Source organism: Lacinutrix undariae (assembly GCF_052934785.1).
Window position 1 is genome coordinate 1,515,929 of sequence record NZ_CM128809.1, and the last position, 26,226, is coordinate 1,542,154.

Annotated in this window: 23 protein-coding genes; 13 read left to right on the forward strand and 10 right to left on the reverse strand. The window is 32.5% G+C overall.

Annotation, left to right across the window (positions count from 1 at the left end; genetic code table 11):
* Positions 1–18: 18 nt before the first annotated feature.
* Together ACU4C5_RS06735 and ACU4C5_RS06740 are read left to right on the forward strand one after the other, a co-directional pair.
* Entirely contained in the window at positions 19–1,626 is a 1,608-nt protein-coding gene (locus ACU4C5_RS06735; RefSeq protein ID WP_446846301.1) for a sodium:solute symporter family protein, read from the forward strand.
* An 11-nt stretch (positions 1,627–1,637) separates the two neighbouring features.
* Positions 1,638–2,759, forward strand: a complete 1,122-nt coding sequence (locus ACU4C5_RS06740; protein WP_446846302.1) for a glycerate kinase — start codon at positions 1,638–1,640, stop codon at positions 2,757–2,759.
* Positions 2,760–2,769: 10 nt separating this feature from the next.
* Here ACU4C5_RS06740 and ACU4C5_RS06745 read toward each other — a convergent pair whose 3' ends face one another.
* Positions 2,770–3,024: a DUF3098 domain-containing protein gene (locus ACU4C5_RS06745; protein WP_446846303.1), complete on the reverse strand. Its 255-nt coding sequence runs from the start codon at positions 3,022–3,024 to the stop codon at positions 2,770–2,772.
* 71 nt (positions 3,025–3,095) lie between these two features.
* On the reverse strand, positions 3,096–3,974 hold the full coding sequence (locus ACU4C5_RS06750; protein WP_446846304.1) for a cell division protein FtsX: 879 nt from the start codon (positions 3,972–3,974) through the stop codon (positions 3,096–3,098).
* A 253-nt stretch (positions 3,975–4,227) separates the two neighbouring features.
* Between ACU4C5_RS06750 and ACU4C5_RS06755 the strand changes: the two genes are divergently transcribed.
* From ACU4C5_RS06755 to ACU4C5_RS06775, 5 genes are all read left to right on the forward strand, one after another.
* Entirely contained in the window at positions 4,228–7,218 is a 2,991-nt protein-coding gene (locus ACU4C5_RS06755; RefSeq protein WP_446846305.1) for a leucine--tRNA ligase, read from the forward strand.
* Between the two features lie 91 nt (positions 7,219–7,309).
* A complete protein-coding gene (locus tag ACU4C5_RS06760) occupies positions 7,310–7,795 on the forward strand; it encodes a hypothetical protein (protein ID WP_446846306.1) in 486 nt (161 codons plus the stop codon).
* A gap of 188 nt (positions 7,796–7,983) precedes the next feature.
* Entirely contained in the window at positions 7,984–9,084 is a 1,101-nt protein-coding gene (gene ald, locus ACU4C5_RS06765) for an alanine dehydrogenase (protein ID WP_446846307.1), read from the forward strand.
* A gap of 102 nt (positions 9,085–9,186) precedes the next feature.
* Complete coding sequence (locus ACU4C5_RS06770; protein ID WP_446846308.1) at positions 9,187–9,891, forward strand: zinc metallopeptidase; 705 nt, start codon at positions 9,187–9,189, stop codon at positions 9,889–9,891.
* Between the two features lie 90 nt (positions 9,892–9,981).
* Complete coding sequence (locus tag ACU4C5_RS06775; protein WP_446846309.1) at positions 9,982–10,686, forward strand: Bax inhibitor-1/YccA family protein; 705 nt, start codon at positions 9,982–9,984, stop codon at positions 10,684–10,686.
* 78 nt (positions 10,687–10,764) lie between these two features.
* Here ACU4C5_RS06775 and ACU4C5_RS06780 read toward each other — a convergent pair whose 3' ends face one another.
* Together ACU4C5_RS06780 and ACU4C5_RS06785 are read right to left on the reverse strand one after the other, a co-directional pair.
* Entirely contained in the window at positions 10,765–11,235 is a 471-nt protein-coding gene (locus ACU4C5_RS06780) for an Lrp/AsnC ligand binding domain-containing protein (RefSeq protein WP_446846310.1), read from the reverse strand.
* Positions 11,236–11,257: 22 nt separating this feature from the next.
* The gene (locus tag ACU4C5_RS06785; RefSeq protein WP_446846311.1) at positions 11,258–12,622 is read right to left on the reverse strand and encodes a saccharopine dehydrogenase family protein; all 1,365 of its coding nucleotides are present in this window, start codon (positions 12,620–12,622) and stop codon (positions 11,258–11,260) included.
* A 78-nt stretch (positions 12,623–12,700) separates the two neighbouring features.
* Between ACU4C5_RS06785 and ACU4C5_RS06790 the strand changes: the two genes are divergently transcribed.
* Together ACU4C5_RS06790 and pckA are read left to right on the forward strand one after the other, a co-directional pair.
* Positions 12,701–13,087: a DUF423 domain-containing protein gene (locus ACU4C5_RS06790; protein WP_446846312.1), complete on the forward strand. Its 387-nt coding sequence runs from the start codon at positions 12,701–12,703 to the stop codon at positions 13,085–13,087.
* A 71-nt stretch (positions 13,088–13,158) separates the two neighbouring features.
* Complete coding sequence (gene pckA, locus ACU4C5_RS06795; protein WP_446846314.1) at positions 13,159–14,775, forward strand: phosphoenolpyruvate carboxykinase (ATP); 1,617 nt, start codon at positions 13,159–13,161, stop codon at positions 14,773–14,775.
* 85 nt (positions 14,776–14,860) lie between these two features.
* Here the strand turns inward: pckA and ACU4C5_RS06800 are convergent, their stop codons facing one another.
* Positions 14,861–15,610: a uroporphyrinogen-III synthase gene (locus ACU4C5_RS06800; protein ID WP_446846315.1), complete on the reverse strand. Its 750-nt coding sequence runs from the start codon at positions 15,608–15,610 to the stop codon at positions 14,861–14,863.
* A gap of 17 nt (positions 15,611–15,627) precedes the next feature.
* Complete coding sequence (locus ACU4C5_RS06805; RefSeq protein WP_446846316.1) at positions 15,628–16,281, reverse strand: DUF4271 domain-containing protein; 654 nt, start codon at positions 16,279–16,281, stop codon at positions 15,628–15,630.
* A gap of 103 nt (positions 16,282–16,384) precedes the next feature.
* Here ACU4C5_RS06805 and ACU4C5_RS06810 point away from each other — a divergent pair, with 103 nt between their 5' ends.
* From ACU4C5_RS06810 to ACU4C5_RS06820, 3 genes are read left to right on the forward strand one after another with little or no spacing between them, the layout of a single operon-like run.
* The gene (locus ACU4C5_RS06810; protein ID WP_446846317.1) at positions 16,385–17,104 is read left to right on the forward strand and encodes a polyprenol monophosphomannose synthase; all 720 of its coding nucleotides are present in this window, start codon (positions 16,385–16,387) and stop codon (positions 17,102–17,104) included.
* A 5-nt stretch (positions 17,105–17,109) separates the two neighbouring features.
* Positions 17,110–18,456 carry a dihydroorotase gene (locus ACU4C5_RS06815; protein WP_446846318.1) on the forward strand — a complete coding sequence of 449 codons (1,347 nt, stop codon included), beginning with the start codon at positions 17,110–17,112 and terminating at the stop codon, positions 18,454–18,456.
* On the forward strand, positions 18,453–18,887 hold the full coding sequence (locus ACU4C5_RS06820; RefSeq protein WP_446846319.1) for a DUF4296 domain-containing protein: 435 nt from the start codon (positions 18,453–18,455) through the stop codon (positions 18,885–18,887). The genes ACU4C5_RS06815 and ACU4C5_RS06820 overlap by 4 nt, the downstream gene beginning before the upstream one ends.
* A gap of 16 nt (positions 18,888–18,903) precedes the next feature.
* Here the strand turns inward: ACU4C5_RS06820 and ACU4C5_RS06825 are convergent, their stop codons facing one another.
* Positions 18,904–19,932, reverse strand: a complete 1,029-nt coding sequence (locus ACU4C5_RS06825) for an NAD-dependent epimerase/dehydratase family protein (RefSeq protein WP_446846320.1) — start codon at positions 19,930–19,932, stop codon at positions 18,904–18,906.
* Positions 19,933–20,021: 89 nt separating this feature from the next.
* Here ACU4C5_RS06825 and tyrS point away from each other — a divergent pair, with 89 nt between their 5' ends.
* Entirely contained in the window at positions 20,022–21,326 is a 1,305-nt protein-coding gene (gene tyrS, locus ACU4C5_RS06830) for a tyrosine--tRNA ligase (protein ID WP_446846321.1), read from the forward strand.
* 137 nt (positions 21,327–21,463) lie between these two features.
* On the opposite strand, the gene ACU4C5_RS06835 is transcribed toward tyrS, so the two are convergent.
* The 3 genes from ACU4C5_RS06835 to ACU4C5_RS06845 all read right to left on the reverse strand — a co-directional run bounded on the left by ACU4C5_RS06835 (position 21,464) and on the right by ACU4C5_RS06845 (position 25,988).
* A complete protein-coding gene (locus ACU4C5_RS06835) occupies positions 21,464–22,444 on the reverse strand; it encodes a LuxE/PaaK family acyltransferase (RefSeq protein ID WP_446846322.1) in 981 nt (326 codons plus the stop codon).
* 70 nt (positions 22,445–22,514) lie between these two features.
* Positions 22,515–24,071, reverse strand: coding sequence for a T9SS type A sorting domain-containing protein (locus tag ACU4C5_RS06840; RefSeq protein WP_446846323.1), 1,557 nt, complete (start codon positions 24,069–24,071; stop codon positions 22,515–22,517).
* 192 nt (positions 24,072–24,263) lie between these two features.
* Entirely contained in the window at positions 24,264–25,988 is a 1,725-nt protein-coding gene (locus tag ACU4C5_RS06845) for a T9SS type A sorting domain-containing protein (protein WP_446846324.1), read from the reverse strand.
* Positions 25,989–26,226: the final 238 nt, after the last annotated feature.

The following is a 26,226-nucleotide window of genomic DNA, read 5'->3' on the forward strand; positions in this document are numbered from 1 at the left end:
TACCACTAATTTAGAGTTATGAATTATATAGATTACATTATTATAGTCGTTTATTTATTAGGTTTTTTAGGAATAGGTTATTTCTTTAAAGAAAATAAAAACTCTAAAGATTATTTCTTAGGCGGACAATCTATGGGTTGGTTTCCTTTGAGTTTGTCTACCATGGCAACCCAATTGTCCGCAATTAGTTTTATTTCCGCGCCAGCGTTTGTAGGATTAAAAGAAGGTGGAGGTTTACAATGGTTAACTTACGAGTTTGGTGTGCCGCTTGCTATGGCATTTTTGTTAATAGCAGTGATTCCAACCTTATACAATTCGGGCGTTATCAGTATTTACGAATACCTAGAAAAACGTTTTGATGCCTCTTCTCGTTTACTAATTAGTTTTGTATTTCAAATTAGTCGTTCGGTAGCAACCGGAGTTATGGTATATACTATGGCGCTAATTTTACAAGCAACTATTGGTATTGAGTTTTGGGTATCCATATTACTTATTGGAGTAATTACCATGATTTACTCGTTTCAAGGTGGTATGAAAGCCGTTATTTGGGGAGATGTAATACAAATGTGTATTTTATTCTTCGGAATAATTATCTGTCTAGTTTACGGAGTTAGCGAACTTGGAGGGGTTGATAATTTTATAACGCTTGTAGATAAAGACCGTTTAACCGCAGTAGATTTTAGTAAATGGGGATTTAGTAATGCCGATAAAAATGATGAATTCGGATTCTGGCCAATGGTAATTGGTGGGTTTTTCTTATATGCTTCTTACTACGGAACAGATCAAACTCAATCACAACGTTTACTCTCTGCAGACGGTATGCCAACCATTAAGAAATTATTATTAGCTAACGGATTATTTCGTTTTCCAATTACATTAACTTACTGTGTAATGGGACTTGTTTTAGGAACCTTATTATTACAAGATGTAGGTTTTCAAGATATGATGGATAGCGTTTACCAAGCTAATATTGGAACTTTAGAAGGTAAAAAAGCCGATTTAATGGTACCAGTATTTATTATGAATTATTTACCTAACGGAATTATAGGAATTTTAATTGTTGCAATAATGTCGGCAGCAATGTCATCATTAAGTTCTACAGTAAATTCACTTTCTGCGGTAACTTTAGAAGATTTTATTAAACGTTACAAGCCAAACATGTCCGATAAACAATACGTGTCTTATTCGCGATTATTATCTATCTTTTGGGGATTAGTTTGTTTATTCTTTGCCTTTTTTGCAGGAAGTATTGAAGGAACCGTTATTGAAGTAATTAATAAAATTAGTTCAATATTTTATGGACCAATTTTAGCCGCATTTATACTAGCAATTTTTACAAAACGTACACACGCTTTAGGTGCTAATATTGGTATTGTTGTTGGGGTGCTTTTTAATATGTATTTATGGCTTTATGTGCCAAATATTTTCTGGTTCTGGTGGAATGCTATTGGATGTTTAGTAACTATGGTTGTGGCATACACAATTAGTTTATTAATAAAAAGAGAAGCAAAAGAAGGACTTGGCGTTGTGTTTTATAAAGGCGGAAAAAAAGAGATTATTATCTTACTTACCTACTTTGTGATCATTTGCGTATTTGCAACATTCTTAGTTAATTTTTTTAGTTAAAACCTACCTTTTTGAAAATAGTTATAGCTCCAGATAAATTTAAAAACTCTTTAACAGGATTGCAATTTTGTAATGCTGTTGAAGAAGGTTTTAAGCAATCACATTCAAATTTTAATATTGTAAAACTCCCACTTGCCGATGGTGGAGATGGTACTATTGAGGTGGTAAATTATTACTTAAACGGTGAAGAAATTACGGTTACAGTAAACAATCCATTTTTTAAACCTGTTACCGCAACTTATTTATATGCTGAAACTTCAAAAACGGCATTTATAGAAATGGCTGAAGCTTCTGGAGTAAAATTATTAGATCCCAAAGATTTTGATTGTAAAAATGCCACAACTCTAGGAACTGGAGAAATGATTGTTGATGCTATTGTAAAAGGAGCCAAAACCATTATTTTAGGAATTGGAGGAAGCGCAACTAACGATTGTGGTATTGGTATGGCAAAAGCTTTAGGTTATAAATTTTTAAATGCCAACGGAAATGAAGTCTCACCAATTGGACGTTGTTTATCAGATATTGTTTCTATTGATAAGAGCGAAGTACACCCAAAATTACATACCGTAAGTTTTAAGATTGCCTGTGATGTTAATAATCCTTTGCACGGTAATAATGGATCGGCTTATGTGTACGGACCTCAAAAAGGGGCGACACAAGACGACATTGAAATGTTAGATAAAGGGTTGCAAGATTTTGCTAAAGTACTTAAAACGACCTTTAATATCGATCCTCAAGAAATTCTTGGAGCAGGAGCAGCAGGAGGTGTTGGTATTGCTTCAAAATTATTTTTAAACGGTATACTAGAAACCGGAAATCAGCTTATTAAAGAGTTGGCAGATTTTGATACAAAGATTAAAAATACCGATTGGATTATCACTGGAGAAGGACAACTAGATCAACAAACATTTTCAGGAAAAACAATACAAGGTGTAATGCAGTCTTCCGAAGAAAAAAATATTAAAGTCGCTGCTTTTTGTGGTGCTATTTCTTTAGACGAAAAAACAATTAAAAACTTTGGGATCTCTTATTCAGATGCTGTTTTAAATTACGCTACCAATCTAGATGACGCTATGAAAAATAGTTATAAGTATGTCACCGAAATGGCTAAAAACTTTGTAAAAACACTTTAAAAGTGTGTTTTTATTTCTTGTTAGGGTTTAATAAAATAGCATAAATTTCAATACCAAAACCAATTAAAATAAGCGTTGGCGCTAATCTAATACGTCTAAAGCTAAAAATATCTGGGTTAAAAACGTTAGGGTCGTCACTACCACCACCAGACATTAAAATAAATCCTACAGCTATACATGCCAATCCAATAAGCATAAACTTGTAGTTTTTCTTACCAAATATAAATTCGGTTTTTGCGTCTTCTTTTCGTTTTTGTTCTCCCATAATTATAAGGCTTTCAATGCAGCCACAAAGTAACTGTTTTAATTTATAAAGGTCTGTTAAGAGTTTCTAAATTAATAATAAAGTTGGTCTGTTTTTAAGTTTAAAAAGCGTTGTGTAGCTATAAATGTACTAAACCATGTAATAATAATTCCTAGTAAAAAGATGCCTAAAAATAAAGCACCAATTAATAATGGCTGGCGTAATAACTCTAATTCTGGGAAGGTTTGGTTGAGGTAATATAAAACAATTCCCATACCTATAAGTGCTACTAATGCACCAATAATACCTAATTGTACACTTTTAAAAACAAAAGGTCTTCTAATAAAACGTTTTGTAGCACCTACCATTTGCATGGTTTTAATAATAAAACGCTTAGAGTAAACTGCTAAACGGATTGAGCTATTAATTAACAACACAGCAATTAGCGTAAATAACACACTTACAATAAGTACCCAAAAGGTAATTTTCTTTACGTTATCATTCATTAATTCTACAAGATCATTATCGTATCTTATGTCTTCAATAAATTTTTTGTTAGCTAATTCTTCGGTAATGCCATCTAAAGTTTCATTAGTAACATAATCTGCTTTTAGGTGAATATCAATAGAGTTTTGTAACGGATTGTATCCTACAAAGTCCATAAAATCCTCGCCAGTTTCAGCCTTTAAAAATTGAGCAGCTTCTTCCTTAGAGACGTACACCGTGCTTTTGGTGTATTCGGCCATAGCCAAACTTTTTTGTAGCTGATTTATTTCAACATCTTTAGCGCTGTCATTTAAATAGATTGTAACTACAACTTGTTCTTTAAAATGATCGGCAACTTTATTAGCATTTAATACCAATAACCCCAAACATCCCAAAAGAAAAAGCACTAATCCAATACTAATCACAACAGAAAAGTATGAAGAAATTAGTTTACGTTTTTGGTACCTGTCAAAAGATGAACTCATAAATATATTAGGTTGAAGATGTAAAAATATAAAAGAAATTTGTTTAGTGTTGATTTTACAACGTTTAAATTTCATTGTAGGTATGTATATTTTTAAAAATTATAATTTCCGAAGTCCAAAAAAGGTTGAAAACAGTAGCGTTTTAGTAACTAATTTATATTAAAATACGGCACTTGCTTTTTTGATAATACTTCCTTTTACAATCGTATAATTAGCCGTAAATTTGTGACTTTACATGTAGATACACACCACGATGCAATACGATTTTAATACAATAGAAAAGAACTGGCAGAAATATTGGGCAGAAAACCAAACATTTCAAGCCTCAAATACAAGTGATAAACCTAAATATTATGTGCTAGATATGTTTCCTTATCCTTCGGGAGCAGGATTACACGTTGGTCATCCATTAGGATATATTGCTAGTGATATTTATGCGCGTTACAAACGTCATAAAGGATTTAATGTGTTGCATCCTCAAGGTTATGATAGTTTTGGATTACCTGCCGAACAATATGCCATACAAACAGGGCAACATCCCGCAGTAACTACTGAGACTAACGTAGCAACTTACAGAAGACAATTAGACCAAATAGGTTTTTCTTTCGATTGGAGTCGTGAAGTAAGAACTAGTAGTCCGGAATATTACAAATGGACACAATGGATTTTTATTCAATTATTTGAATCTTGGTATAATAATAATACTCAAAAAGCAGAAGACGTTTCTACATTAATAGCTTTATTTTCTTCGGAAGGAAATGCCAATGTAAACGCCGTATGTGACGATAATATAATCCCTTTTACAGCAGAAGAGTGGAACGCTTTTTCTACGGAAAAACAACAAGAAATTCTTTTACAATACAGATTAACGTATTTAGCAGAAACAGAAGTTAACTGGTGTCCTGCATTAGGAACCGTTTTAGCTAACGACGAAATTGTAAACGGAGTTTCCGAACGTGGTGGACATCCTGTAATGCGTAAAAAAATGACCCAATGGAGTATGCGTATTTCAGCTTATGCTGAACGTTTATTACAAGGTCTTGATACTATTGATTGGACAGATTCTTTAAAAGAAAGTCAGCGTAACTGGATTGGAAAATCTGTTGGAGCTTCAGTAACTTTTAATGTGAATAATCACGATGAGGTTATTGAGGTTTTTACAACCCGTCCTGATACTATTTTTGGAGTAAGTTTTATGACTTTAGCTCCAGAGCACGAATTGGTATCTCAAATTACAACAGCAGAACAAAAAGCCGATGTTGAAGCTTATATTACAGCAACAGCAAAACGTAGCGAACGCGATCGTATGGCAGATGTTAAAACCATTTCGGGAGTGTTTACAGGAGCTTATGCAGAGCATCCTTTTAGTAAAACACCTGTGCCAATTTGGATTGGTGATTACGTTTTAGCAAGCTACGGTACCGGAGCTGTTATGGCAGTACCATGTGGTGATCAACGTGATTATGATTTTGCAAAATACTTTAATATTGATATCCCAAACATTTTTGAAGGTGCCGATATTTCTGAAGCTGCTTTTGTTTCAAAAGACAATGTGAAAATTGATAATAGTGATTTCTTAAACGGTCTTAATTATAAAAAAGCCTCAAAACGGGCTATCTACGAACTAGAAAAACTAGGTCAAGGTGAAGGAAAAACCAATTACCGTTTGCGTGATGCTGTATTTTCGCGTCAACGTTATTGGGGAGAGCCATTTCCTGTATACTATGTAAATGGTATGCCGCAAATGATTGAAAAAACACACTTACCAATCAGACTTCCAGAAGTTGAAAAATATTTACCAACCGAAACAGGTGAGCCGCCATTAGGTCGTGCAGATGTTTGGGCTTGGGATACAAAAAATAATGAAGTTGTTGCAAACGATAAAATTGATAATGAAACAATTTTCCCTCTAGAACTTAATACAATGCCAGGTTGGGCAGGAAGTTCATGGTATTTCTTTAGATATATGGATGCCTTAAACCAAGATACTTTTGCAAGTGAAGATGCACTTAACTATTGGGAAAATGTAGATTTATATATTGGAGGAAGTGAGCATGCTACCGGACATTTATTATATTCTCGTTTCTGGGTGAAGTTTATGAAAGATCGCGGATTTGTAGGCGTTGAAGAGCCTTTCAAAAAACTAATTAACCAAGGAATGATACTTGGTGAAAGTGCTTTTTTATATATTCTTCAAGCTAATTTTTCAGATGAAAATGGAAGTAAAAATATTAATTCAGATTCTCAAATAATAATAAGTAAAGATCTTTACGATGATATTAAAGATGGAGGAGAATTAAAAGATTTACCGAAGCCATTATTTGAATTTCTTAATAAGAGAATGGATCTTTTCTTAGATTTCAATAAAAATGCTTTAGGCTTATTAAAGAAATTTATTTGTTTTAAATCAGCTATAGATGTTCAGTTTGTTAATTTAAAAAATGAAATAAACTTAGATGAAATAACTCCTGATGAAAGATATAAATTTTTGCAAGGAGCTTCTGTGTTTAGAGATAATGAAGTTGTAGAAGAAAAAGATTTAAAAGTTATTCGCGAGGTCGAAAAAATGTCTAAATCAAAATACAACGTTGTTAATCCAGATCAAATTGTAGCAGATTATGGTGCCGATAGTTTACGTTTATACGAAATGTTTTTAGGACCATTAGAACAAGCTAAACCTTGGAACACTGCTGGTATTACAGGTGTTCATGGTTTTCTTAAAAAACTTTGGAAATTGTATGTTGGTGAAAACGGACTGAATGTAAACGATGCCGAAGCAACTAAAGACAATCTTAAAACATTACACAAAACCATTAAAAAAGTAGAGTCAGATATTGAAAACTTTTCATTCAATACATCAGTATCTACATTTATGATTGCGGTAAATGAACTTACACAACAAAAATGTACAAGTAAAGTTGTTTTAGAACCTTTATTAGTTTTATTATCGCCTTATGCGCCACATATTACTGAAGAATTATACAGCATGTTAGGACATGAAACATCAATTTCAACAGCAGCATATCCAGTATTTGACGCCAGTCATTTAGTAGAAAGCAGCAAGAATTATCCAATATCATTTAACGGTAAAATGCGTTTTACTTTAGAGTTACCAATGGATATGAGTAAAGCTGATATTGAAGCTACTGTTTTAGCTCACGAAAAAACAATTGAACAATTACAAGGACGCGCACCTAAAAAAGTGATTGTTGTACCAGGTAAAATTGTAAATATTGTAGGTTAATTTTACCTTCAATTTATATTATAAAGCCTTTTCGTTTATTCGGAAAGGCTATTTTTTTAAGCTATTTTTGAAATCGTAAAAAAGTAATTATATGTCTTTAGATTCATCATCATCAGATAAAACGTCAGTAGGAAAACCTTCATTAGAAGAAAAAAGGACTAAAAAACAGTCTGCTCCAAAAAAACGAAAAGTGTTTAAAGATTACTTCGATTTTAAAAATAATCAGACCAATCAAATTGGCTTAATACTGTTTTCGGCATTTGTAATTAGTACATCTTTACATTACTTTTTTGAAAATAGATTTAGCGAATCTCGCTGGAACGAAAGTACAATGAGACGTTATCAAATGTTAGATGATATCATAGATAGAGAACTTTTTATTAATGATACTAAGTCTGAAATTATTAATCAATTAGGGCAACCAAGCGATTCTTCTTCCGAAGAAATAGATCTATTTAATTACCATATTGGTAACAGAGCAAGATTTTCTAACAATAAAGTGAAACAACTCACTTTAATTTTTGAAAACAATCGTGTTTATAAAGTGATCGTTACTCCAAGAACAGATTTCTATTGAAACTATTTTTAATGTCATCAAATATCAGATTACACTCAAAATAAGATCTATTTTTTAGAAGTTTATAAAATAAAAGCTTCAAAATAACAATTTCATAAAAATGAATTTATCCTCTGTGATGCATTTGGATAGCTTGTTTTTTTGGCGGTACTTTCTTACTGTTTACGAATCTCAAAATCTACAAAACAATGAAAGTTGGAGTTCCAAAGGAAATTAAAAACAATGAAAACCGTGTGGGAATGACCCCATCTGGAGTTTTCGAATTAGCAAAAAATAATCATACCATTTATGTGCAAAAATCTGCTGGTTTTGGTAGTGGTTTCTCTGATTTAGATTATGTAAATGCGGGTGCTATACTTATTGAAACTATTGAAGAAGTGTACGCTGCTAGTGATATGATTGTAAAAGTAAAAGAGCCTATTGAAGAGGAATATGCTTTAATTAAACCGCATCATGTGGTGTTTACGTATTTTCACTTTGCATCTAGCAAGCCTTTAACTCAAGCGATGCTAAAAAGTCAATCGGTTTGTATTGCTTATGAAACTGTTGAAGATGAAGATGGTTCGCTACCATTATTAACACCAATGTCTGAAGTTGCCGGAAGAATGGCAATTCAGCAAGGGGCAAAATATTTAGAAAAACCAATTAAAGGTCGTGGCGTATTATTAGGAGGAGTTCCAGGAGTTCCTCCAGGACGTGTATTAGTTTTAGGTGCTGGAGTTGTAGGAATTCAGGCTGCAAAAATGGCCGCAGGTTTAGGAGCTCACGTAACCATTATGGATATTAATATGAAGCAATTACGTTATGTAAATGATGTGATGCCAAGTCATGTGGTGACCGAATTTTCAAGCGAATATAATATTAGAAGACGTATAAAAGATCACGATTTAATTATTGGAGGTGTTTTAGTAAGAGGTGCTGTTGCTCCAAAATTAATTACTAGAGATATGCTTAAAGATATGCGTCCCGGAACTGTTTTAGTAGATGTTGCAGTAGATCAAGGAGGTTGTATTGAAACTACAAAAGCAACGACGCACGAAAATCCTACTTTTATTATTGATGATGTGGTGCATTATTGTGTGGCAAATATGCCCGGAGCAGTTCCATATACATCAACTTTAGCATTAACAAATGTAACATTACCTTATGTGTTACGTTTAGCAAATCAAGGTTGGGAAAAAGCTTGTAAAACCGATAAAACACTTGCAAAAGGTCTAAATATTGTTAACGGACGTATTGTATATGACGAAATAGCAGAGGCGTTTAACTGGGAGGTTGGGGTTGTGTAAGCTTATGAGTTGCTTTTATCCTGACAATATTTCTTAACTTATTTTTGGCTCATTTTTTGTAGTTTTAATAGTAAATTTACAAGACAGAAAAAATTATAAGCTATGGGAATAGGATTTGGATATTATATATTAATTGGGGCGATTGCTCTGGTGAGTTGGTTAGTAAGTAGCCAATTAAAGAAGAAGTTTGCACAGTATTCTAAAATACAATTAAGAAACGGCATGAGCGGTAAAGAAATTGCCGAAAAAATGTTATTAGATAACGGTATTAAAGATGTACAAGTTATTTCGACTGCAGGACAACTTACAGATCATTACAACCCAAAAAATAAAACAGTAAACCTAAGTGAATCTGTTTATAACCAACGTAATGCTGCAGCTGCTGCCGTTGCTGCTCACGAATGTGGTCATGCGGTACAACATGCAAAAGCTTATGGTGCTTTAAAAATGCGTTCGGCATTAGTGCCAATTGTAAGTGTTACCTCTGGGATGTCTCAATGGTTGGTAATTGGTGGTTTAATTCTTGGTGCTGCCGCAGGTGTAGGACTTGGATATTGGATAGCTGTTGCTGGTGTAGTATTTATGGGAGCAGCAACGTTGTTTAGTTTTATTACCTTACCGGTAGAATATGATGCGAGTAACAGAGCTTTGGCTTGGTTAAAAGGAAAGCACATGTTATCACAAGAAGAATATGCAGGTGCAGAAGACGCGCTTAAATGGGCAGCAAGAACTTATCTAGTTGCCGCAATAGGGTCTTTAGCTTCTTTATTATACTGGGCACTTCAGGTGTTTGGAGGAAGACGCTAATTTCTATTTCAATATAAAAATAAAAAAGTTGGATAGGTAAACTGTCTAACTTTTTTATTACATTTCTAATCAATCAATTTAAAAATTATTATGGAACAACAATTTCAATCACAAGTTCTGCTTAATCAAGTTTCAGATGTAGAGCGTGTTGCGTTTTATAAAAAAACGTACAGTCATGTAGCTGGTGGTGTTTTACTTTTTGTGTTATTTGAATATTTACTATTACAAAGTGAAACTATTGTAAACTTTGCTTTATCAATGACCGATGGTTATAAGTGGCTTATTATGTTAGGTGGATTTATGTTTATTACCAATTACGCTGAGCGAATGGCTTTAAAATCGACAAGTAAGCAAACGCAATATCTCGCTTACGGACTATATATTTTAGCAGAAGCTTTTATTTTTGTGCCAATGATTTATGTTGCGGCAACTTATATGGAGTCTGGTCCTGAAATTTTAAATCAAGCAGCAATTGTTACTTTAGCATTATTTACAGGATTATCTGCCGTGGTGTTTGTAACTAAAAAAGACTTTTCATTTTTAAAAACTGGATTAACAATTGGGTTCTTTATTGCTTTAGGTCTTATTTTAGCGGGAACATTATTTGGATTTAATTTAGGGTTATGGTTTTCTGTAGCTATGTGTTTATTAGCTGGAGGATCTATTTTATATCAAACCTCAAACTTGGTTAACAAGTACACTACTAACGATTATATTCCGGCAGCATTAGGCTTGTTTGCATCGTTAATGTTATTGTTTTGGTATATCCTTTCTATTTTCATGTCTAGAGATTAAAAAACAAATATTTATTTATACTAAAAAAAGCATCCGTAATTGGATGCTTTTTGTCTTCGGAAGTTTTAATACTTCAATTTATATTTTTATTTGTCTATCTATTTGCTGTTGTAGTGACATAAACGTTTCGGTCCTTGAAACTCCTGTAATAGATTGAATATCTTTATTTAATAAATGCATTAAATGCTCGTTATCTTTACAAAGTACTTTAATGAAAATACTCCAATTTCCTGTGGTGTAATGGCACTCTATAACTTCGGGTATCTTTTTAAGTTGTTTCACAGCTTCAGGATTACTTACGGCTTTGTCTAGGTAAATCCCAACAAATGCCATGGTCATGTAGCCTAAAACTTTAGGGTTAATGATAAACTTTGATCCCGAAATTAATTTTGATTTTTCAAGTTTTCGTAATCGCTGGTGAATTGCAGCTCCCGAAATACCTACCTGACGCGCAATTTCTAAAATTGGTGTACGTGCATCTTCCATTAAGGCTCTTAATATCTTTTTATCGATACCATCTATTTGAATATTCTGGTTAATAACCTTCATGCAGCACTATTATATTTATCGGTTATACATTTAATGGATTGTACCCTAAATACGGCATATTATATTCTTTAAATACAATACCATAATCTTCAAGTTCTTTTAAGATGGGTTCATAAACTTCGGCAGTTATAGGAATTTGAACTCCAGGAGTTTTAATTTTTCCATTTAAAATAGCTAAGGTTGCCATCGCTACTGGAAGCCCAACAGTTTTAGACATCGCAGTATATGTTTGATCTTCACCTATGGTAACCATAGTAGAATCTATTTGATATTTTTTGCCGTCTAATTCGTAGCCAAATTTATGATACATTACAATCATATCTTTATCATCTTCGGCAAGCGTCCAACTATCCATCAATATTTTTTGAAGAATTTGAGCAGGTGTAGCTTGTTTAAGATCAACCATTTTAGTTTGGCTAAAAAGATCTAATTCTAAAAGTTTGTCCCAGACAATATCATCTTGATCAATTTTTAAAGCATGTCTGAACTTTAACTCTACAGAATCTGTAGGACTGTAAGGTAAAAAGGCGTTTACAAAATCGCGATAGCTCATGTTTTCGCTATCATCTATTGTGTAACTATCGTCTGTCATTCCTAATAAAACAAACATGTTCCAAGCTCTTGAGAATCCTACACGTCGCATGGTTCCTCTGTAAAGAGTTTCAATAGAATTTAACCCGTATACACTTTGGTATTTTAAAGAATCTCTGTTAGCATAAGCTTCAAAGCGTCCAAAATTTTCAACATCTAAAAATTCTGTACGTCTAAAAAGTCTGTTGTAAGGGATGTATTTATAAGTGCCTTCTTGTAAAAATTTTGCGGCACCACCTTGTCCTGCAACTACTACGTTTCTAGGATTCCAAGTAAATTTGTAATTCCATAAATTGTTGTCGCTTTCGGGAGCAACTAAACCGCCTGTAAATGATTCGAATAAAATCATTTTTCCGCCTTTAGCTCTAATAGTATTTATAACTTTCATGGCGCTCATGTGATCAATTCCTGGATCTACACCAATTTCGTTCATAAAAATTAAACCTTTGTCTTTTGCCGATTTATCTAAAGCTTGCATTTCGTTACTAACGTAAGATGCTGTAACCATATTTTTATTGAAAGTAATACAGTCTTTTGCAACTTCTATATGAAAACGTGCTGGTAGCATAGAGATAATAATATCTGCATTTTTAATGGCATTCTCTCTAGAGTGTTTATCAAATACATCAAGCGCAATGGCTTGTGCATTTTTGTGGTTTCCAATTAATTTTTTTGCATTAGTGAAGTTAATATCACCTACAATAATTAATAGGTTTTCAGAATCTGATTTTTCTAATAAATATTTTATAAGATAAGATGCAGATTTTCCTGAACCTATGACTAAAATCTTTCGCATAATGAGATTTGTTAAGTAATTTTGTGTTCTACGAAAGTAAGAAATAGAAAGGTCAATAAAAACCAATACGATATTTATATGGATAAGAAGCTATTAATAACCGCTACAATATTAGGTGTTTTATCAGTGATACTTGGTGCTTTTGCAGCTCATGGATTGAAAGAATTAATTTCGGAAGAAGCTCTAAAAACTTTCGAAACTGGTGTGAAATATCAAATGTATCATGCTATTATGTTACTTTTTGCAGGAAGTACATCTTACCTTAAAGTAACTCAAAAAAAGATGATTTTATATTTGGTTATAATTGGTGTAATTTTCTTCTCAGGATCTATTTATGGATTAGCAACAAATACAATAACAGCATTCAACTTTAAAGCAATTGCATTGATAACTCCAATTGGTGGTTTGTTTTTAATTGCTTCATGGTTAGTGATGTTAGTGAGTTTTTTGAAGCTAAAAAAATAGAATTTTTAAAATAAAGTCCTTTCTTTAAAATATTGTTTTAGTTTTGCATTATAAACAACACAAACAATATTATGGTAGATCATACTCAAATTACGAAAACGATTTCGTTGGAGAGCTACGGAATCAAAAATGCTAAAGTGCAATATCAACTATCTTCTGAAGAGTTACAGAAGGCAACTATTGCAAAAGAACAAGGAGTAGAAACCTCAAACGGGACTTTGGCGGTTAATACTGGTGAGTTTACTGGGCGTTCGCCTAAAGACCGCTTTATTGTAAAAGATAGTATTACAGAAGACAAAGTTTGGTGGGGAGATATCAATATCCCTTTTTCGTCTGATAAGTTTCAAAAACTTTATGATAAAGTTACGGATTACTTATCAAACAAAGAAGTCTTTGTAAGGGATAGTTATGCTTGTGCAGACGATAATTACAAATTAAACATTCGTGTTATTAACGAACATCCATGGACTAATATGTTTGCACATAACATGTTTTTACGCCCTACGGAAGAAGAACTAAAAGACTTTACACCAGAGTGGACTATTGTTAATGCACCTGAATTTATGGCAGATCCAGAAGTTGATGGAACACGTCAACATAACTTTGCTATTTTAGATTTTACAAGAAAAATTGCTTTAATAGGAGGAACAGGATATACTGGAGAAATTAAAAAAGGAATCTTTTCAGCCTTAAACTTTATATTACCTGTATTTAAAAATACTTTGCCAATGCACTGTAGTGCTAATGTTGGTGAAGATGGAGATACCGCTATTTTCTTTGGATTATCAGGAACAGGAAAAACAACATTATCTGCAGATCCTAATCGTAAATTAATTGGTGATGACGAACATGGTTGGACTAACGAGAATACAGTGTTTAATTTTGAAGGTGGATGTTACGCAAAAGTAATTAACCTATCTGAAGAAAATGAGCCAGATATTTTTAATGCTATTAAACCAGGAGCAATCTTAGAGAATGTTATTTTAAATGATAAAGGTGAGGTAGATTTTGAAGATACTTCAATTACTCAAAATACACGAGTTAGTTACCCTATTTATCATATTAATAATATTCAAAAGCCATCAACAGGAAAGAATCCAAAAAATATTTTCTTTTTAACTGCAGATGCTTTTGGAGTATTGCCTCCAATTTCAAAATTAACCTCTAGTCAGGCTGCATATCACTTTATTTCAGGTTATACTGCTAAGGTAGCTGGAACTGAAGCTGGAGTTTTAGAACCACAACCATCATTTTCTGCTTGTTTTGGAGCGCCATTTATGCCGTTACATCCAACAAAATATGCTGAGATGTTAAGTGAAAAAATGAAAGAATCTGGTGTAAATGTATGGTTAGTAAATACAGGATGGACCGGTGGTCCTTACGGTGTTGGTTCTCGTATGAAGCTAAAATACACACGTGCTATGATTAACGCTGTTTTAAATGGTGATTTAGGCGCATATACTTATGAGGATTATCATATTCACTCTGTATTTGGAGTAGCACAACCAAGAACGTGTCCAGGTGTACCAACCGAAGTGTTGAGTCCTAGATCAACTTGGTCTGATAAAGATGCATATTATAAAGCAGCATTTAAGTTAAGTAATGCTTTTAAAGCTAACTTTAAACAATTTGAAGAGTTTGCAAACGAAGATATTAGACGTGGTGGACCACAACGATATGAGTTTTAGTAAGACAGTAAATAAGTGTTAATAAAAAAAGCGATTCTAAATTTAGAATCGCTTTTTTGTTTATGTAATGTAAAAAATAAAAGGTTTATTTCCCTTTATTTGATTTGTCTATGTATTTCTCTAAAGCCATAGTCATTGATGGTGTCTCTGGAGTTGGTGCAGCAATATCTACACGTAATCCACGAGATTCAACGGCCTTAATAGTTGTATTACCAAAAACAGCAATACGTGTATCGTTTTGTTTGAAGTCTGGGAAGTTTTGAAATAAAGAGTCAATACCACTTGGGCTAAAGAATACTAAAATATCATAAGTTACGTTTTCTAAATCAGATAAATCGCTAATTACAGTTTTGTAAAATACCGATTCTTTCCAATCTACACCTAATCCATTTAATACTTCAGGAACTTCTGGTTTTAATTTATCAGTTGTAGGTAAAAGAAATTTTTCGTCTTTATACTTCTTAATTGATGGAGCTAATTCTGTAAACGTACGTTTTCCAACATAAATTTTACGTTTTCTATATACTACGTATTTTTGTAGGTAATAGGCTACAGCTTCAGATTGGCAAAAATATTTTAATGAATCTGGCACTTTAAAACGCATTTCATCTGCCACTCTAAAAAAGTGATCTACAGAGTTTCTGCTTGTTAAAATAATTGCTGTATATTGGCTTAAATCAACCTTTTGATGTCTAATTTCCTTTGCGGGAACACCTTCAACGTGAATGAAAGGTCTGAAATCAATTTTCACTTTCTGCTTCTCTTGAAGATCAAAATAAGGCGAATTTTCGATTTTAGGTTCTGGTTGCGACACTAAAATTGTTTTCACTTTCATAGGCTGTTGGTAATAGATTAAGCTTCGTTTTCTATAATTAACTTATACAAAATCAGATAAGGTCCGATTTCGAGAGTGCAAAGATACAAAATAAAATAGAAAAAGTTGGAAATTATGAGTTTTTGATGGTTTCTAATTGAAGTTATGAAACCAATTATATTTATTATTATTATAAAAGTGGCTATACAATAAATTATAGGTTTTGAGGGAGTTACTGTAAATAATAACAATGCATTTATAGGAAGTAAAACAATACCGCTATAATTTTTAAAACTGGTTTTCTCAAACAGATAAGCATCAATAAGCGGTTCTACATCAAATAATTTACCAATAAAACGCTCAATTAATGTTTTTACAGTTAAAAGGCCTCCAAACACAATAAGGAGTTTGACAAACAATATAAAGTTGAAAGTAGTCGTTTCTGTAAAAACACCTAAAGCGATACAGGTAAAAATAGTAAGAGAAATTATTAAGTTTAAAAAAAGTAAAAGATTAAAACCATCAATAGTTTTTTGTTCTTTCACATAGATTTTAAGATACTTAGAGTTTCCTATAACCTGAATAAAATCGGTAAATCTGTGCGCAAATATATGTTTAGACAGGGTTATAAATACCAAGCCTAACATCATAAAAATTGTATACCATTCGTTTAAAACTATTTCGCGTAACATTTTGTAAAATTATGAAGAATTTTTTACCTGTTTAACTTTTAATTAAGGTGATTTCAATAAAAATAGTCGGTTAAAAAACTTACTTTTGCTAAAATTTTATTTAATGAGAGATGCCGTTGTCATCATACCTACATATAATGAGATAGAAAATATCGAAAACATTATTAGAGCCGTATTTAATCAAGATATAGCTTTTGATGTTTTGATAGTAGATGATAATTCTCCAGATTTAACTGCTTTAAAAGTGAAAAGTCTTCAAAAAGAATTTGGCGACCAATTATTTTTATTAGAAAGAGAAGATAAAACAGGATTAGGAACCGCATATATAGCCGGTTTTAAATGGGTGTTAGCACGTTCATACGATTATGTTTTTGAGATGGATGCTGATTTTTCACACAATCCAGATGATTTAATCAAGTTATATAATGATTGCAAACATGAGGGAGCCGATGTATCTATTGGATCTCGTTATGTAACTGGTGTAAATGTTGTAAATTGGCCAATGAGTAGAGTTTTACTATCTTACTTTGCCTCAAGGTATGTACGTATTATTACGTGTATGAAAATTCATGATACCACAGCTGGTTTTGTATGTTATAAGCGTAAGGTTTTACAAACTATAAATTTAGATGCTATTAAGTTTGTTGGTTATGCTTTTCAGATAGAAATGAAATTTAAAGCATACTTACATAAATTTAAAATTAATGAAATTCCGGTGATTTTTACAGATCGCGCTAAAGGAAAATCTAAAATGAGTAGCGGAATTATTTCCGAAGCCATTTTTGGAGTTATAAACATGAAAATAAAAAGCCTATTTAGGTAATATATATGAGAACAAAGACGGTGCTTATTAAAAATGCCAAAATCGTTAATGAAGGACGAATCTTTGAAGGAGACATCCTTATTGAAGATGATTATATTAAAGAAGTTTCAGATTCTATAAGTGCAAAAACTGCCGATGTAAAAGTGGTAGATGTAGAAGGTAATTATGTGTTTCCTGGAGTTATTGACGATCAGGTGCATTTTAGAGAACCAGGATTAACTCACAAAGCTACTATTGAAACAGAATCTAGAGCAGCAATTGCAGGAGGAATTACGTCATTTATTGAAATGCCTAATACCAACCCGCAAACTACAACTGTTGAGAAACTTGAAGAAAAATTTCAAATAGCTGCAGATACTTCTCACGCTAATTATTCATTTATGTTTGGTGGAACTAATGATAATTTAGATGAAATTTTAAAAGTAGATCCCAAAGCTGTTGCCGGATTAAAACTATTTTTAGGTTCTTCAACAGGAAATATGCTTGTTGATGATCCTCAAGTATTAGAGAAAATTTTCTCAAGTACAGATATGGTAATTTCTGTACATTGTGAAGATGAAGCAACAATAAAAGCTAATTTAGAAAAATTTACAGAAGAATACGGTGACGATATTCCAGTTAAATTTCACCCAACAATTAGAAGTGCAGATGCTTGTTATATTTCATCATCTAAAGCTATTGAATTGGCTAAAAAAACAGGTGCGAGATTACATATCTTTCACGTGTCAACAGCAAAAGAAACCAAACTGTTTAGTAATAAATTACCTTTAAAAGATAAAAAAATTACTGCCGAAGTTTGTGTACACCATCTTTGGTTTAGTGATGAAGATTATGATAAAAAAGGCACACTAATAAAATGGAATCCAGCTGTAAAATCTGCAGATGACAGAGCAGCATTATGGAAAGCACTTTTAGATGACCGTATTGATGTTATTGCAACAGATCATGCGCCACATACATTAGACGAAAAAAATAATGTATATACAAAAGCGCCGTCTGGTGGACCATTAGTGCAACATGCATTAGTTGCTATGATTGAAGGATTTCATAAAGAGCAAATTTCATTAGAGAAAATTGTAGAGAAGATGTGTCACAATCCAGCAATATTATTTCAGGTTGAAAAACGTGGTTATATCAAACCAGGTTATTTTGCTGATATTGTTGTTGTAGATATTAACAGTCCTTGGACCGTTAAAAAAGACAATATTATATACAAATGCGGATGGTCTCCTTTTGAAGGCACAACATTTAAATCGCGTATTACACACACATTTGTAAACGGAACTTTAGTATATAATAACTTTAAGTTTTTAAACGAAAAAGCAGCAAAAAGATTAACTTTTAATAGATGAAAAAATCAGTAATACTCATACTTATAGTGGTTTGTTTTTTTGGATGTGCTCATGATATGCCTCCAGAACCAGATAAACTCATGTCTGAAGAAAAAATGGCAGACGTTTTATTTGATGTTTTTTTGTTGAATTCGGCAAAAGGAATAAAAAAGAAAACATTAGAAGAGAATGGTGTATTACCTGAAACCTATATTTTTAAAAAACACAATATAGATAGTGTGCAGTTTATTCAGAATAATAACTATTATGCACATGATACAGATACGTATAGAGCTATTTTAGAAGCTGTTAAAAAACGGGTAGATAAAGAGAAAAAAGTTTATGAAGCTGAAAAAGAAAAAGAAGAAAATTTACGCAAAGTAAAAAGAGATTCTTTTAAAAAAGCAGTGAAAAAACTCGATACTAAAGCTGAAAAACCAGTAAAAGAATAAATATAAGAGAGGCTAATTAGTCTCTCTTATTATTTAAATCATTAATATATAAAGCAGATGTTTTAGCGATATTATCTTCAATATTAGAAAATTTAAAATCTATAGCAGTTACAATTTTCTTATTACTATAAAGTGTTTTTGTGCGTGCTGATTTAGCCATCTGCTTTGTGAACAACCTTGGCTTTCTTATTAATTTTTGTTTTAACCAATCTAAACGCCAACCTGTTTCTAAAATAAAAGAACTCGCTTCTTTTTTGGCAGGACTTACTTTTAAATGTTTTGCTACTTGAGTTTGAAATTCATTAAAACTTAAATTTTCTGCTACAGCAATATAATTTTCATTAATAATATTACTATCCATAAGTTGCTGCATTGCTTTTACGACATCCCAAACACCTACGTAACCTGTAATTCCGTTAGTAAAAAATGGCAAGCGATTATGTATCTTTTTAAACAGACTTCCACTGCCATCGCCATCCCAAAAACCAGGTCCAATAATAACTCCAGGATTTATAATCACAGCATCAATACCTTCTTGGGTAGCTCTCCAAACTTCAATTTCAGCACCATATTTTGTAATCGCATATACATTATTATCATCTTCTGCATTCCAGTGCGTACTTTCGGTAATTAAATTGGTATCAATTTGTTTGCTTCCAATAGTAGCAATTGAACTTACATAACAAAGCTTTTTAATGCTATTAGATATACATAGGTTTACAATATTTGCGGTGCCTTCAATATTTATTTTTCGAAGTTGATAATATTTATTAGGATCAAAAGATACTAACGCCGCACAATGATATACATGCGTAATATTTTTAAAAATAGGAATTAAAGTGGTAACGTCTGTAATATCTGCTTTTACCCATTCAATACGATTAAAAAGCACTTCAATATTTTTAGAATAATATCCAAAAACACGTTTTACCGCCTGCAATTTATCGTCTGTTCTGTAAGTAGCTCTTACTTTTTTGTTATCACTAACAAGTTTATGTAGTAAATGCGACCCAACTAATCCTGTACCTCCTGTAACTAAAATCATGCAACTAAAGTAAAGAATTATTCATAAAGGCTTAGTAATTATGCATTGATTTTTATCTTTGTGTAAATAAATTTTCAATATTATATATTATGGCAAATAAGCTTGTAGAAGAATTGCAATGGAGAGGGATGGTGCATGATATCATGCCTGGTACTGAAGACCAATTAAATAAAGAGATGACAACTGCTTATATAGGCTTTGATCCAACTTCAGACTCATTACATATTGGAAGTCTAGTGCCTATTATTTTATTGGTACATTTAGAAAAATCAGGACATAAACCTATCGCTTTGGTAGGAGGAGCAACTGGAATGATTGGTGATCCTTCAGGAAAAAGTGATGAGCGTAATCTTTTGGATGAAGCAACTTTAAATCATAATGTGGCAGGAATAAAGAGTGTGTTATCTCGCTTTTTAGACTTTAATTCTGAGTCAGAAAATTCGCCAGTTTTAGTAAATAATTACGATTGGATGAAAACCTTTTCTTTCATTGATTTTGCCCGTGATGTAGGTAAACGTATTACCGTTAATTATATGATGGCTAAAGATTCTGTAAAGAAACGTTTATCAGGTGATGATGGAAATGTTGGAATGTCATTTACAGAGTTTACTTACCAATTAATACAGGGTTACGATTTTTACCACTTATACAAACACCACAACTGTGTGTTACAAATGGGAGGAAGTGATCAATGGGGTAATATTACTACCGGAACTGAGCTTGTAAGACGTATGAATGTTGGAGAAGAAGCAAAAGCTTACGCTATGACATGTCCGTTAATTACAAAAGCAGACGGTTCTAAATTTGGAAAAAGTGAAGGTGGAAACGTTTGGTTGGATACCGATAAAACCTCAGTATATAAATTTTACCAATTTTGGTTGAATAGTACAGATGTAGATGCCGAAAAATATATTAAAATATTTACATTCTTAGATAAAGAAACTATTGAAGCCCTTGTAAAAGCACATCAGGAAGCGCCTCATTTAAGATTATTACAAAAACGTTTAGCCGAAGAAGTAACTACTTTTGTACACTCAAAAGGAGATTTTGAAAATGCAGAAAAAGCATCAAATATCTTATTTAGTAAAACGTTTAAAGCAGATATTAAAACCTTAGATGAAACAACATTTTTAGATGTTTTTGAAGGTGTACCGCAAGCGGAAATTGCTCAGGCAGATTTAGAAGGTTTAGATATGATTGCAGCACTTTCTGCAACAACAAATTTTTTAGCCTCTAATAGTGAAGCAAGACGTGCACTTAAAGAAAATGCCGTATCTGTAAATAAAGAAAAAGTTAAAGAAGATTATATCTTATCATCTGAAGATTTAATTAACAACAGATATATTATCCTTAATAAAGGAAAGAAAAATACCTACATTATTAAAGTAGTATAACTCTAAATATAGTTTTTAGTACTTGTTATAAATAGAAAAACGCCTGATCGAAATCAGGCGTTTTTTAAAAAACCAATAAACTAAAAATAATCTTTCTTTTTCTTAGTGATAGTTTAGACGTAGTTGTTTTTCATTCCTTACAACGCCATTAAATTACAACCCCTAATATCTGAATTATCAAAGCGGCCAATAATCTCAAAAGTGCCGTCATCCTCGACTCTGCCTAGATCTTGTGTTGCAATAAATGCGCAAGAATTTTTATTAGAAAGATCAATAATATTTATACCTCCTGTTTTATTTGTATCTAAAAGTGTTAATGCATCTTCTGGATCGCGTGTTAAAACGGCCATCCAATTTGGGCATTTAAAGCGTCCGTGTCCGTTTGAATATGCCTGACCTAATAATTCGGTCATTCCATATTCGCTATGTATCGCATCAACACCAAAACCTTCTTTAAGTAAATCGTGAAGTTCATCTCTTACCAATTCTTTTCGGCGACCTTTCATACCACCGGTTTCCATAACGATGGTGTTTTTAAGCTGAAATTGGTGCGACTCAATAAGGTCTAATAATGCAAATGAAACGCCAATGAGTAGTGTTTTTTTGCCTTCAGATTCTAATCTTAAAAGTGTGTTTTTTAATTCGGATAAATTATGAAGATAAAAGCCACTTTCTTTATGTTTCGATTGTGTTATCATATCATCAACCATGTAGATTAATGACGAGCCATCACGTTCTAAATAGGAAGGTAATAAAGCTAATATTACATAATCTGAAATATCGCCATAAAAGGCTTTAAAACCTGCTCTAAAACTGTCTTCATAAATCGAAATATCTGTGACATGATGTTTACTAGTAATACTTCCTGTAGTTCCTGAGCTTGAAAATGTTTTTTCAATAGGTTCTTCTGTACTTACAATACTGTGTGATTTAAAAAACTGAATTGGTAAAAAAGGAATGTCTTTAACCTGACTTATATCACTTGGGTGGATGTAAAGTAAATCGCAGTAAGAACGATACACGCGATTGTTTTCAAACTGAAACTTAAACATGTTGAGTGCTGTGGTTTCAAATTCTTGAGGTGTCTTTATGTTAAAAATATCGGCAGTGTGTATCATAGCTACAAAAGTATATAAAAAATAAAAGCGCTACCAATTGGTAGCGCTTTTTAATAGTATGTAAATTATATTATTTAACAATTAACTTCTTAGTTACAGAAGTATTGTTTTGAGATATTTTTACGATATAAACACCAGCGTTTAATTGAGAAACGTTTAAAGTGTTGTTATTTACTGTTTGAGAAATTACTTGTTTTCCTAAGATATCAAATACAGATACTTCAACGGTTCCAGCTTGAGCTGAAATAATGTTTACAGATCCTGTAGTTGTTGGATTAGGGTAAATTGCAAAGTTAGTAGCTTCAACATCAATATTAGATAATGTTGAACAGTCAGCAACAGTTCTTGTTCCTAATACTGGACAAGCTCCGTAAGTTGCTAATTCTACATTAGATAAATCCCATTCAGAATATCCATCTGCACCATCATCAAGATATTGGATACCAACATAAATTTGTGTTCCTGTAGCTGCAGATAAATCAATTTCATAGCTATCTGAAGATGTTAAAGTTTGAGCAACTGACCAAGTTGTGTTTGTAGGACAACCAATATAGTTACTTGTGTAGTTTACAGTTAATGCTGTTTCAGAGTATGCTTTAATAGCATCAAATTTTAAAGCTAAATCAGAAACTCCAGTAACATCTAAAGGACCAAAAACTAACCAACCATCAATTGCGTTTTCACAACCGCCACCACAGTAACCGTTTGCAGAGTAAGTACCGTTGGTTTCTTCCCAAGAAGTAGTAGTTTCAGCATCAAATATTTCGAATTTTTCAGTACCGTTACTAATATCAAAACATGTGTTTTGTGTTGGGTCACAGTTATCAGCTGGCACAACTCCAGATGCGCTAATTGCACCACAGTCTCCACCTACTAAATTAACATTCCAACTATCTCCTTCTGATAAACCAGAAATTGTAACCGTTCCGTTTTCAACCGTAGCAGGGTTATCTCCAGCAACAGTTCCTGTAGTAGTTGTAGTAACGCTAGTAATATTAGCATCAACACCAGAGTAAGGGATGCTAATTGTTACTGTATCATTATCATCACCAATAGTATTAGTCTCACAAGCATAAGTTGCCGTGTTAAAAGTAACCTCGCAGTCTGAACTAAATCCTGTCCAAGTAAAGTTATCTACTATAATTCTTTCTGTAGTTCCATTAGATTTAATTCTAACCATAATGTTATCTGCAGCATTTGCAATTGTAGCTCCAAAACTTACATATTCTGTGTCGTCGTTTAAGCTTTCATTATTTATTGTTGCAACATCTGTCCAACTTGTACCACCATCAACAGAGTAATCTAAGTTGAAATTTGGAGAAGGACTATTATCCCAAGCACTAATTAGTACTGAAAATGTATTAACACCTCCAGAAGCTATAGTAGCAGTTAATTCAGAATTAGAACTTTTATTTAATCTAGATGCTAATCCTTCGTTTCCAAATGTTCTTGAACCGGATTCTTGATAGTTGTTTTCACTAGCGAAAGAGAATAATCCTTCAGAGTAAGTATATGAATCATATGACGATCCAGAAGACCAGTTTTCTGCAGTATCAAAGTCGATAGTTGTTTGTGCCGAAGCATTAAGTGCTGTTAAAGCAAAAAGGAATAAGTAAATTTGTTTCATGTATTTTTTTGTTAGATTTTAATAGCACAAAAATAATAGAAAAAATGAATTTGCTATATTTTATACAATCAATTATTTAACTGATTATGAGAGGTAAAAAAGGCGAAACAATTTGTTAACATATATTTAAATAAAGCCATAAAAAAAAAGCGCTACCGGTTGGTAGCGCTTTTAAGTAATATGTGAATTATATTATTTAACAATTAACTTCTTAGTTACAGAAGAATTATTTTGAGATATTTTCACGATATAAACACCAGCGTTTAATTGAGAAACGTTTAATGTATTATTGTTTACCGTTTGAGAAATCACTTGTTTTCCTAAGATATCAAATACAGATACTTCAACAGTTCCAGCTTGAGCTGAAATAATGTTTACAGATCCTGTAGCTGTTGGGTTAGGATAAAGTTTAAAGTTATTAGCTTCAAATTGGTTTACAGATAAAGTTCCTGGAGTAACTAATGCCCAAGATGTAGCAATTCTTAACTCATCCATTACAATTCCTGGAGTTTCGTTAGTACTATCTTGACGGATTAAAAATTGAGAAAAAGTATTATCTGTACTTCCAGAAGCTTCAGTGATATCAGCAGTTGGTTCAGTACCTCCTAAAGTAGGATTTACCCATGCACTAACTGTATTGTTATCTATATCGTAGTTAAATACAATAAATATAGTTTCACCAATTTGGTAATCTGTAGTTGGCGCATCAATTTGTGTAAGAGTTCCTCCGTTGCTAATTCCTATTCTGTAAGATGTAGCTCCAGTTGGGTTGATCCATAATCTAGATTCGTAACCACCACTATCTGTTCTTAAAGTTGCAAAATAACCATCTATAGCACTTTCTGATAAAGACGTTACTTTTAACATAAATGAAGCGTAAATTGTTCCACTAGCAGTTGGTGTATAATCAACAACAGGGTCAACACCATCACCATCAAAAGAGATTGCATTACCATTACCAGTTAATGTAGAGTAAGATAAATTATCAGCTACTACCATTACATCGTCACCAGAAAAATAGTTTGTCCATGGGGCGTTTGAAGCTAAAGTTTCATTTTCAGTATAATCAAAAGATTCTGTGAAAGGAAGTGTTTGTGTTTCGTAAACGATAAATGTAACTGAAGCAGTTACAGCAGGATCAATAGCAGTATGAGAGTTGTCCATTAATTGTAAATCTACAGTATGCTCACCAGTAGATAATCCTGTTAAAGCAATTGGGTCTGTGTCAAATTTCATTACAGGTGTTCCACCATCAACAGTATAGTGTATGTGTCCGTCACCAGATCCAGTAGTTACATCTACATCAAAATTTTGTACGCTAAGTTCAATACTTACATCAGGACCAGCAACATTACTATTATTAGCAGGAGAAACTACTCCTAAAGTAGGTACAGTTCCAGCTTCTTGTACAACTGAAAAATCATCCCAATATACAACTGCACTACCGTAAGTTCTTACTTCAAAGTAAAAAGAATCTGCAGTAGCAGGAGCTGTTACTGTTGTTGTGTATTCTGTCCAAACATTTCCGTTATTGTCAAAATAAGCATTTTCAGGTCCTCTTAATTCACTAGCGTTATCAGAAACATTAGACGAACCATTTTTCCAGTAACTCCATATTCTAGCATCAGTACCATCAGCTCCAGTTGCGTCAACTTTATACCATAATGATATTGTGTAAGATGTTCCAGGGTTAATTCCTGTAATAGTTTGTCCTAAATCACTAGTTCCTCCTGTCTGTTTTGCAGAGTAAGGTGCGCTATGAAATTCAGTAGACTCTTGTTCAGTGCTTTCAATTTTTGAAAAACTTGTTGGCGTTGTTGCGTCATCCCAACTATCAAAACTACCATTAAGCATTAGCTCTTGGCTAAATGCTGTAGTTGCAATGAATGTGAATAATAAAAAGTAAATTTTCTTCATAATTAATTTGTCTAAATTAGTATACAAATATAATGAGTTTTTGTGATAATTACTAAAATAGAAATCAATACTTGTCTATTTTACAATATGATAACACCGTTTTGCTAGTTGTGTTAATTGAATGTTATGTAGCTTATTAGCAATTAAATGACTGCTGTTTAAACTGTAATCTGTTACTGTAAACGTTGATTAATAGTTATTACTTTGTAAGTTATAGGTTATCATAATGTTATTATTG

What these genes read in the sequence shown, in the direction of transcription:
- ACU4C5_RS06735 (WP_446846301.1), top strand. Translation starts at nt 19, where the DNA reads ATGAATTATATAGATTACATTATTATAGTCGTTTATTTATTAGGTTTT.
- ACU4C5_RS06745 (WP_446846303.1), bottom strand. Translation starts at nt 3,024, where the DNA reads ATGGGAGAACAAAAACGAAAAGAAGACGCAAAAACCGAATTTATATTT.
- ACU4C5_RS06750 (WP_446846304.1), bottom strand. Translation starts at nt 3,974, where the DNA reads ATGAGTTCATCTTTTGACAGGTACCAAAAACGTAAACTAATTTCTTCA.
- ACU4C5_RS06755 (WP_446846305.1), top strand. Translation starts at nt 4,228, where the DNA reads ATGCAATACGATTTTAATACAATAGAAAAGAACTGGCAGAAATATTGG.
- ACU4C5_RS06760 (WP_446846306.1), top strand. Translation starts at nt 7,310, where the DNA reads ATGTCTTTAGATTCATCATCATCAGATAAAACGTCAGTAGGAAAACCT.
- ald (WP_446846307.1), top strand. Translation starts at nt 7,984, where the DNA reads ATGAAAGTTGGAGTTCCAAAGGAAATTAAAAACAATGAAAACCGTGTG.
- ACU4C5_RS06770 (WP_446846308.1), top strand. Translation starts at nt 9,187, where the DNA reads ATGGGAATAGGATTTGGATATTATATATTAATTGGGGCGATTGCTCTG.
- ACU4C5_RS06775 (WP_446846309.1), top strand. Translation starts at nt 9,982, where the DNA reads ATGGAACAACAATTTCAATCACAAGTTCTGCTTAATCAAGTTTCAGAT.
- ACU4C5_RS06780 (WP_446846310.1), bottom strand. Translation starts at nt 11,235, where the DNA reads ATGAAGGTTATTAACCAGAATATTCAAATAGATGGTATCGATAAAAAG.
- ACU4C5_RS06785 (WP_446846311.1), bottom strand. Translation starts at nt 12,622, where the DNA reads ATGCGAAAGATTTTAGTCATAGGTTCAGGAAAATCTGCATCTTATCTT.
- ACU4C5_RS06790 (WP_446846312.1), top strand. Translation starts at nt 12,701, where the DNA reads ATGGATAAGAAGCTATTAATAACCGCTACAATATTAGGTGTTTTATCA.
- pckA (WP_446846314.1), top strand. Translation starts at nt 13,159, where the DNA reads ATGGTAGATCATACTCAAATTACGAAAACGATTTCGTTGGAGAGCTAC.
- ACU4C5_RS06800 (WP_446846315.1), bottom strand. Translation starts at nt 15,610, where the DNA reads ATGAAAGTGAAAACAATTTTAGTGTCGCAACCAGAACCTAAAATCGAA.
- ACU4C5_RS06805 (WP_446846316.1), bottom strand. Translation starts at nt 16,281, where the DNA reads ATGTTACGCGAAATAGTTTTAAACGAATGGTATACAATTTTTATGATG.
- ACU4C5_RS06810 (WP_446846317.1), top strand. Translation starts at nt 16,385, where the DNA reads ATGAGAGATGCCGTTGTCATCATACCTACATATAATGAGATAGAAAAT.
- ACU4C5_RS06815 (WP_446846318.1), top strand. Translation starts at nt 17,110, where the DNA reads ATGAGAACAAAGACGGTGCTTATTAAAAATGCCAAAATCGTTAATGAA.
- ACU4C5_RS06820 (WP_446846319.1), top strand. Translation starts at nt 18,453, where the DNA reads ATGAAAAAATCAGTAATACTCATACTTATAGTGGTTTGTTTTTTTGGA.
- ACU4C5_RS06825 (WP_446846320.1), bottom strand. Translation starts at nt 19,932, where the DNA reads ATGATTTTAGTTACAGGAGGTACAGGATTAGTTGGGTCGCATTTACTA.
- tyrS (WP_446846321.1), top strand. Translation starts at nt 20,022, where the DNA reads ATGGCAAATAAGCTTGTAGAAGAATTGCAATGGAGAGGGATGGTGCAT.
- ACU4C5_RS06835 (WP_446846322.1), bottom strand. Translation starts at nt 22,444, where the DNA reads ATGATACACACTGCCGATATTTTTAACATAAAGACACCTCAAGAATTT.
- ACU4C5_RS06840 (WP_446846323.1), bottom strand. Translation starts at nt 24,071, where the DNA reads ATGAAACAAATTTACTTATTCCTTTTTGCTTTAACAGCACTTAATGCT.
- ACU4C5_RS06845 (WP_446846324.1), bottom strand. Translation starts at nt 25,988, where the DNA reads ATGAAGAAAATTTACTTTTTATTATTCACATTCATTGCAACTACAGCA.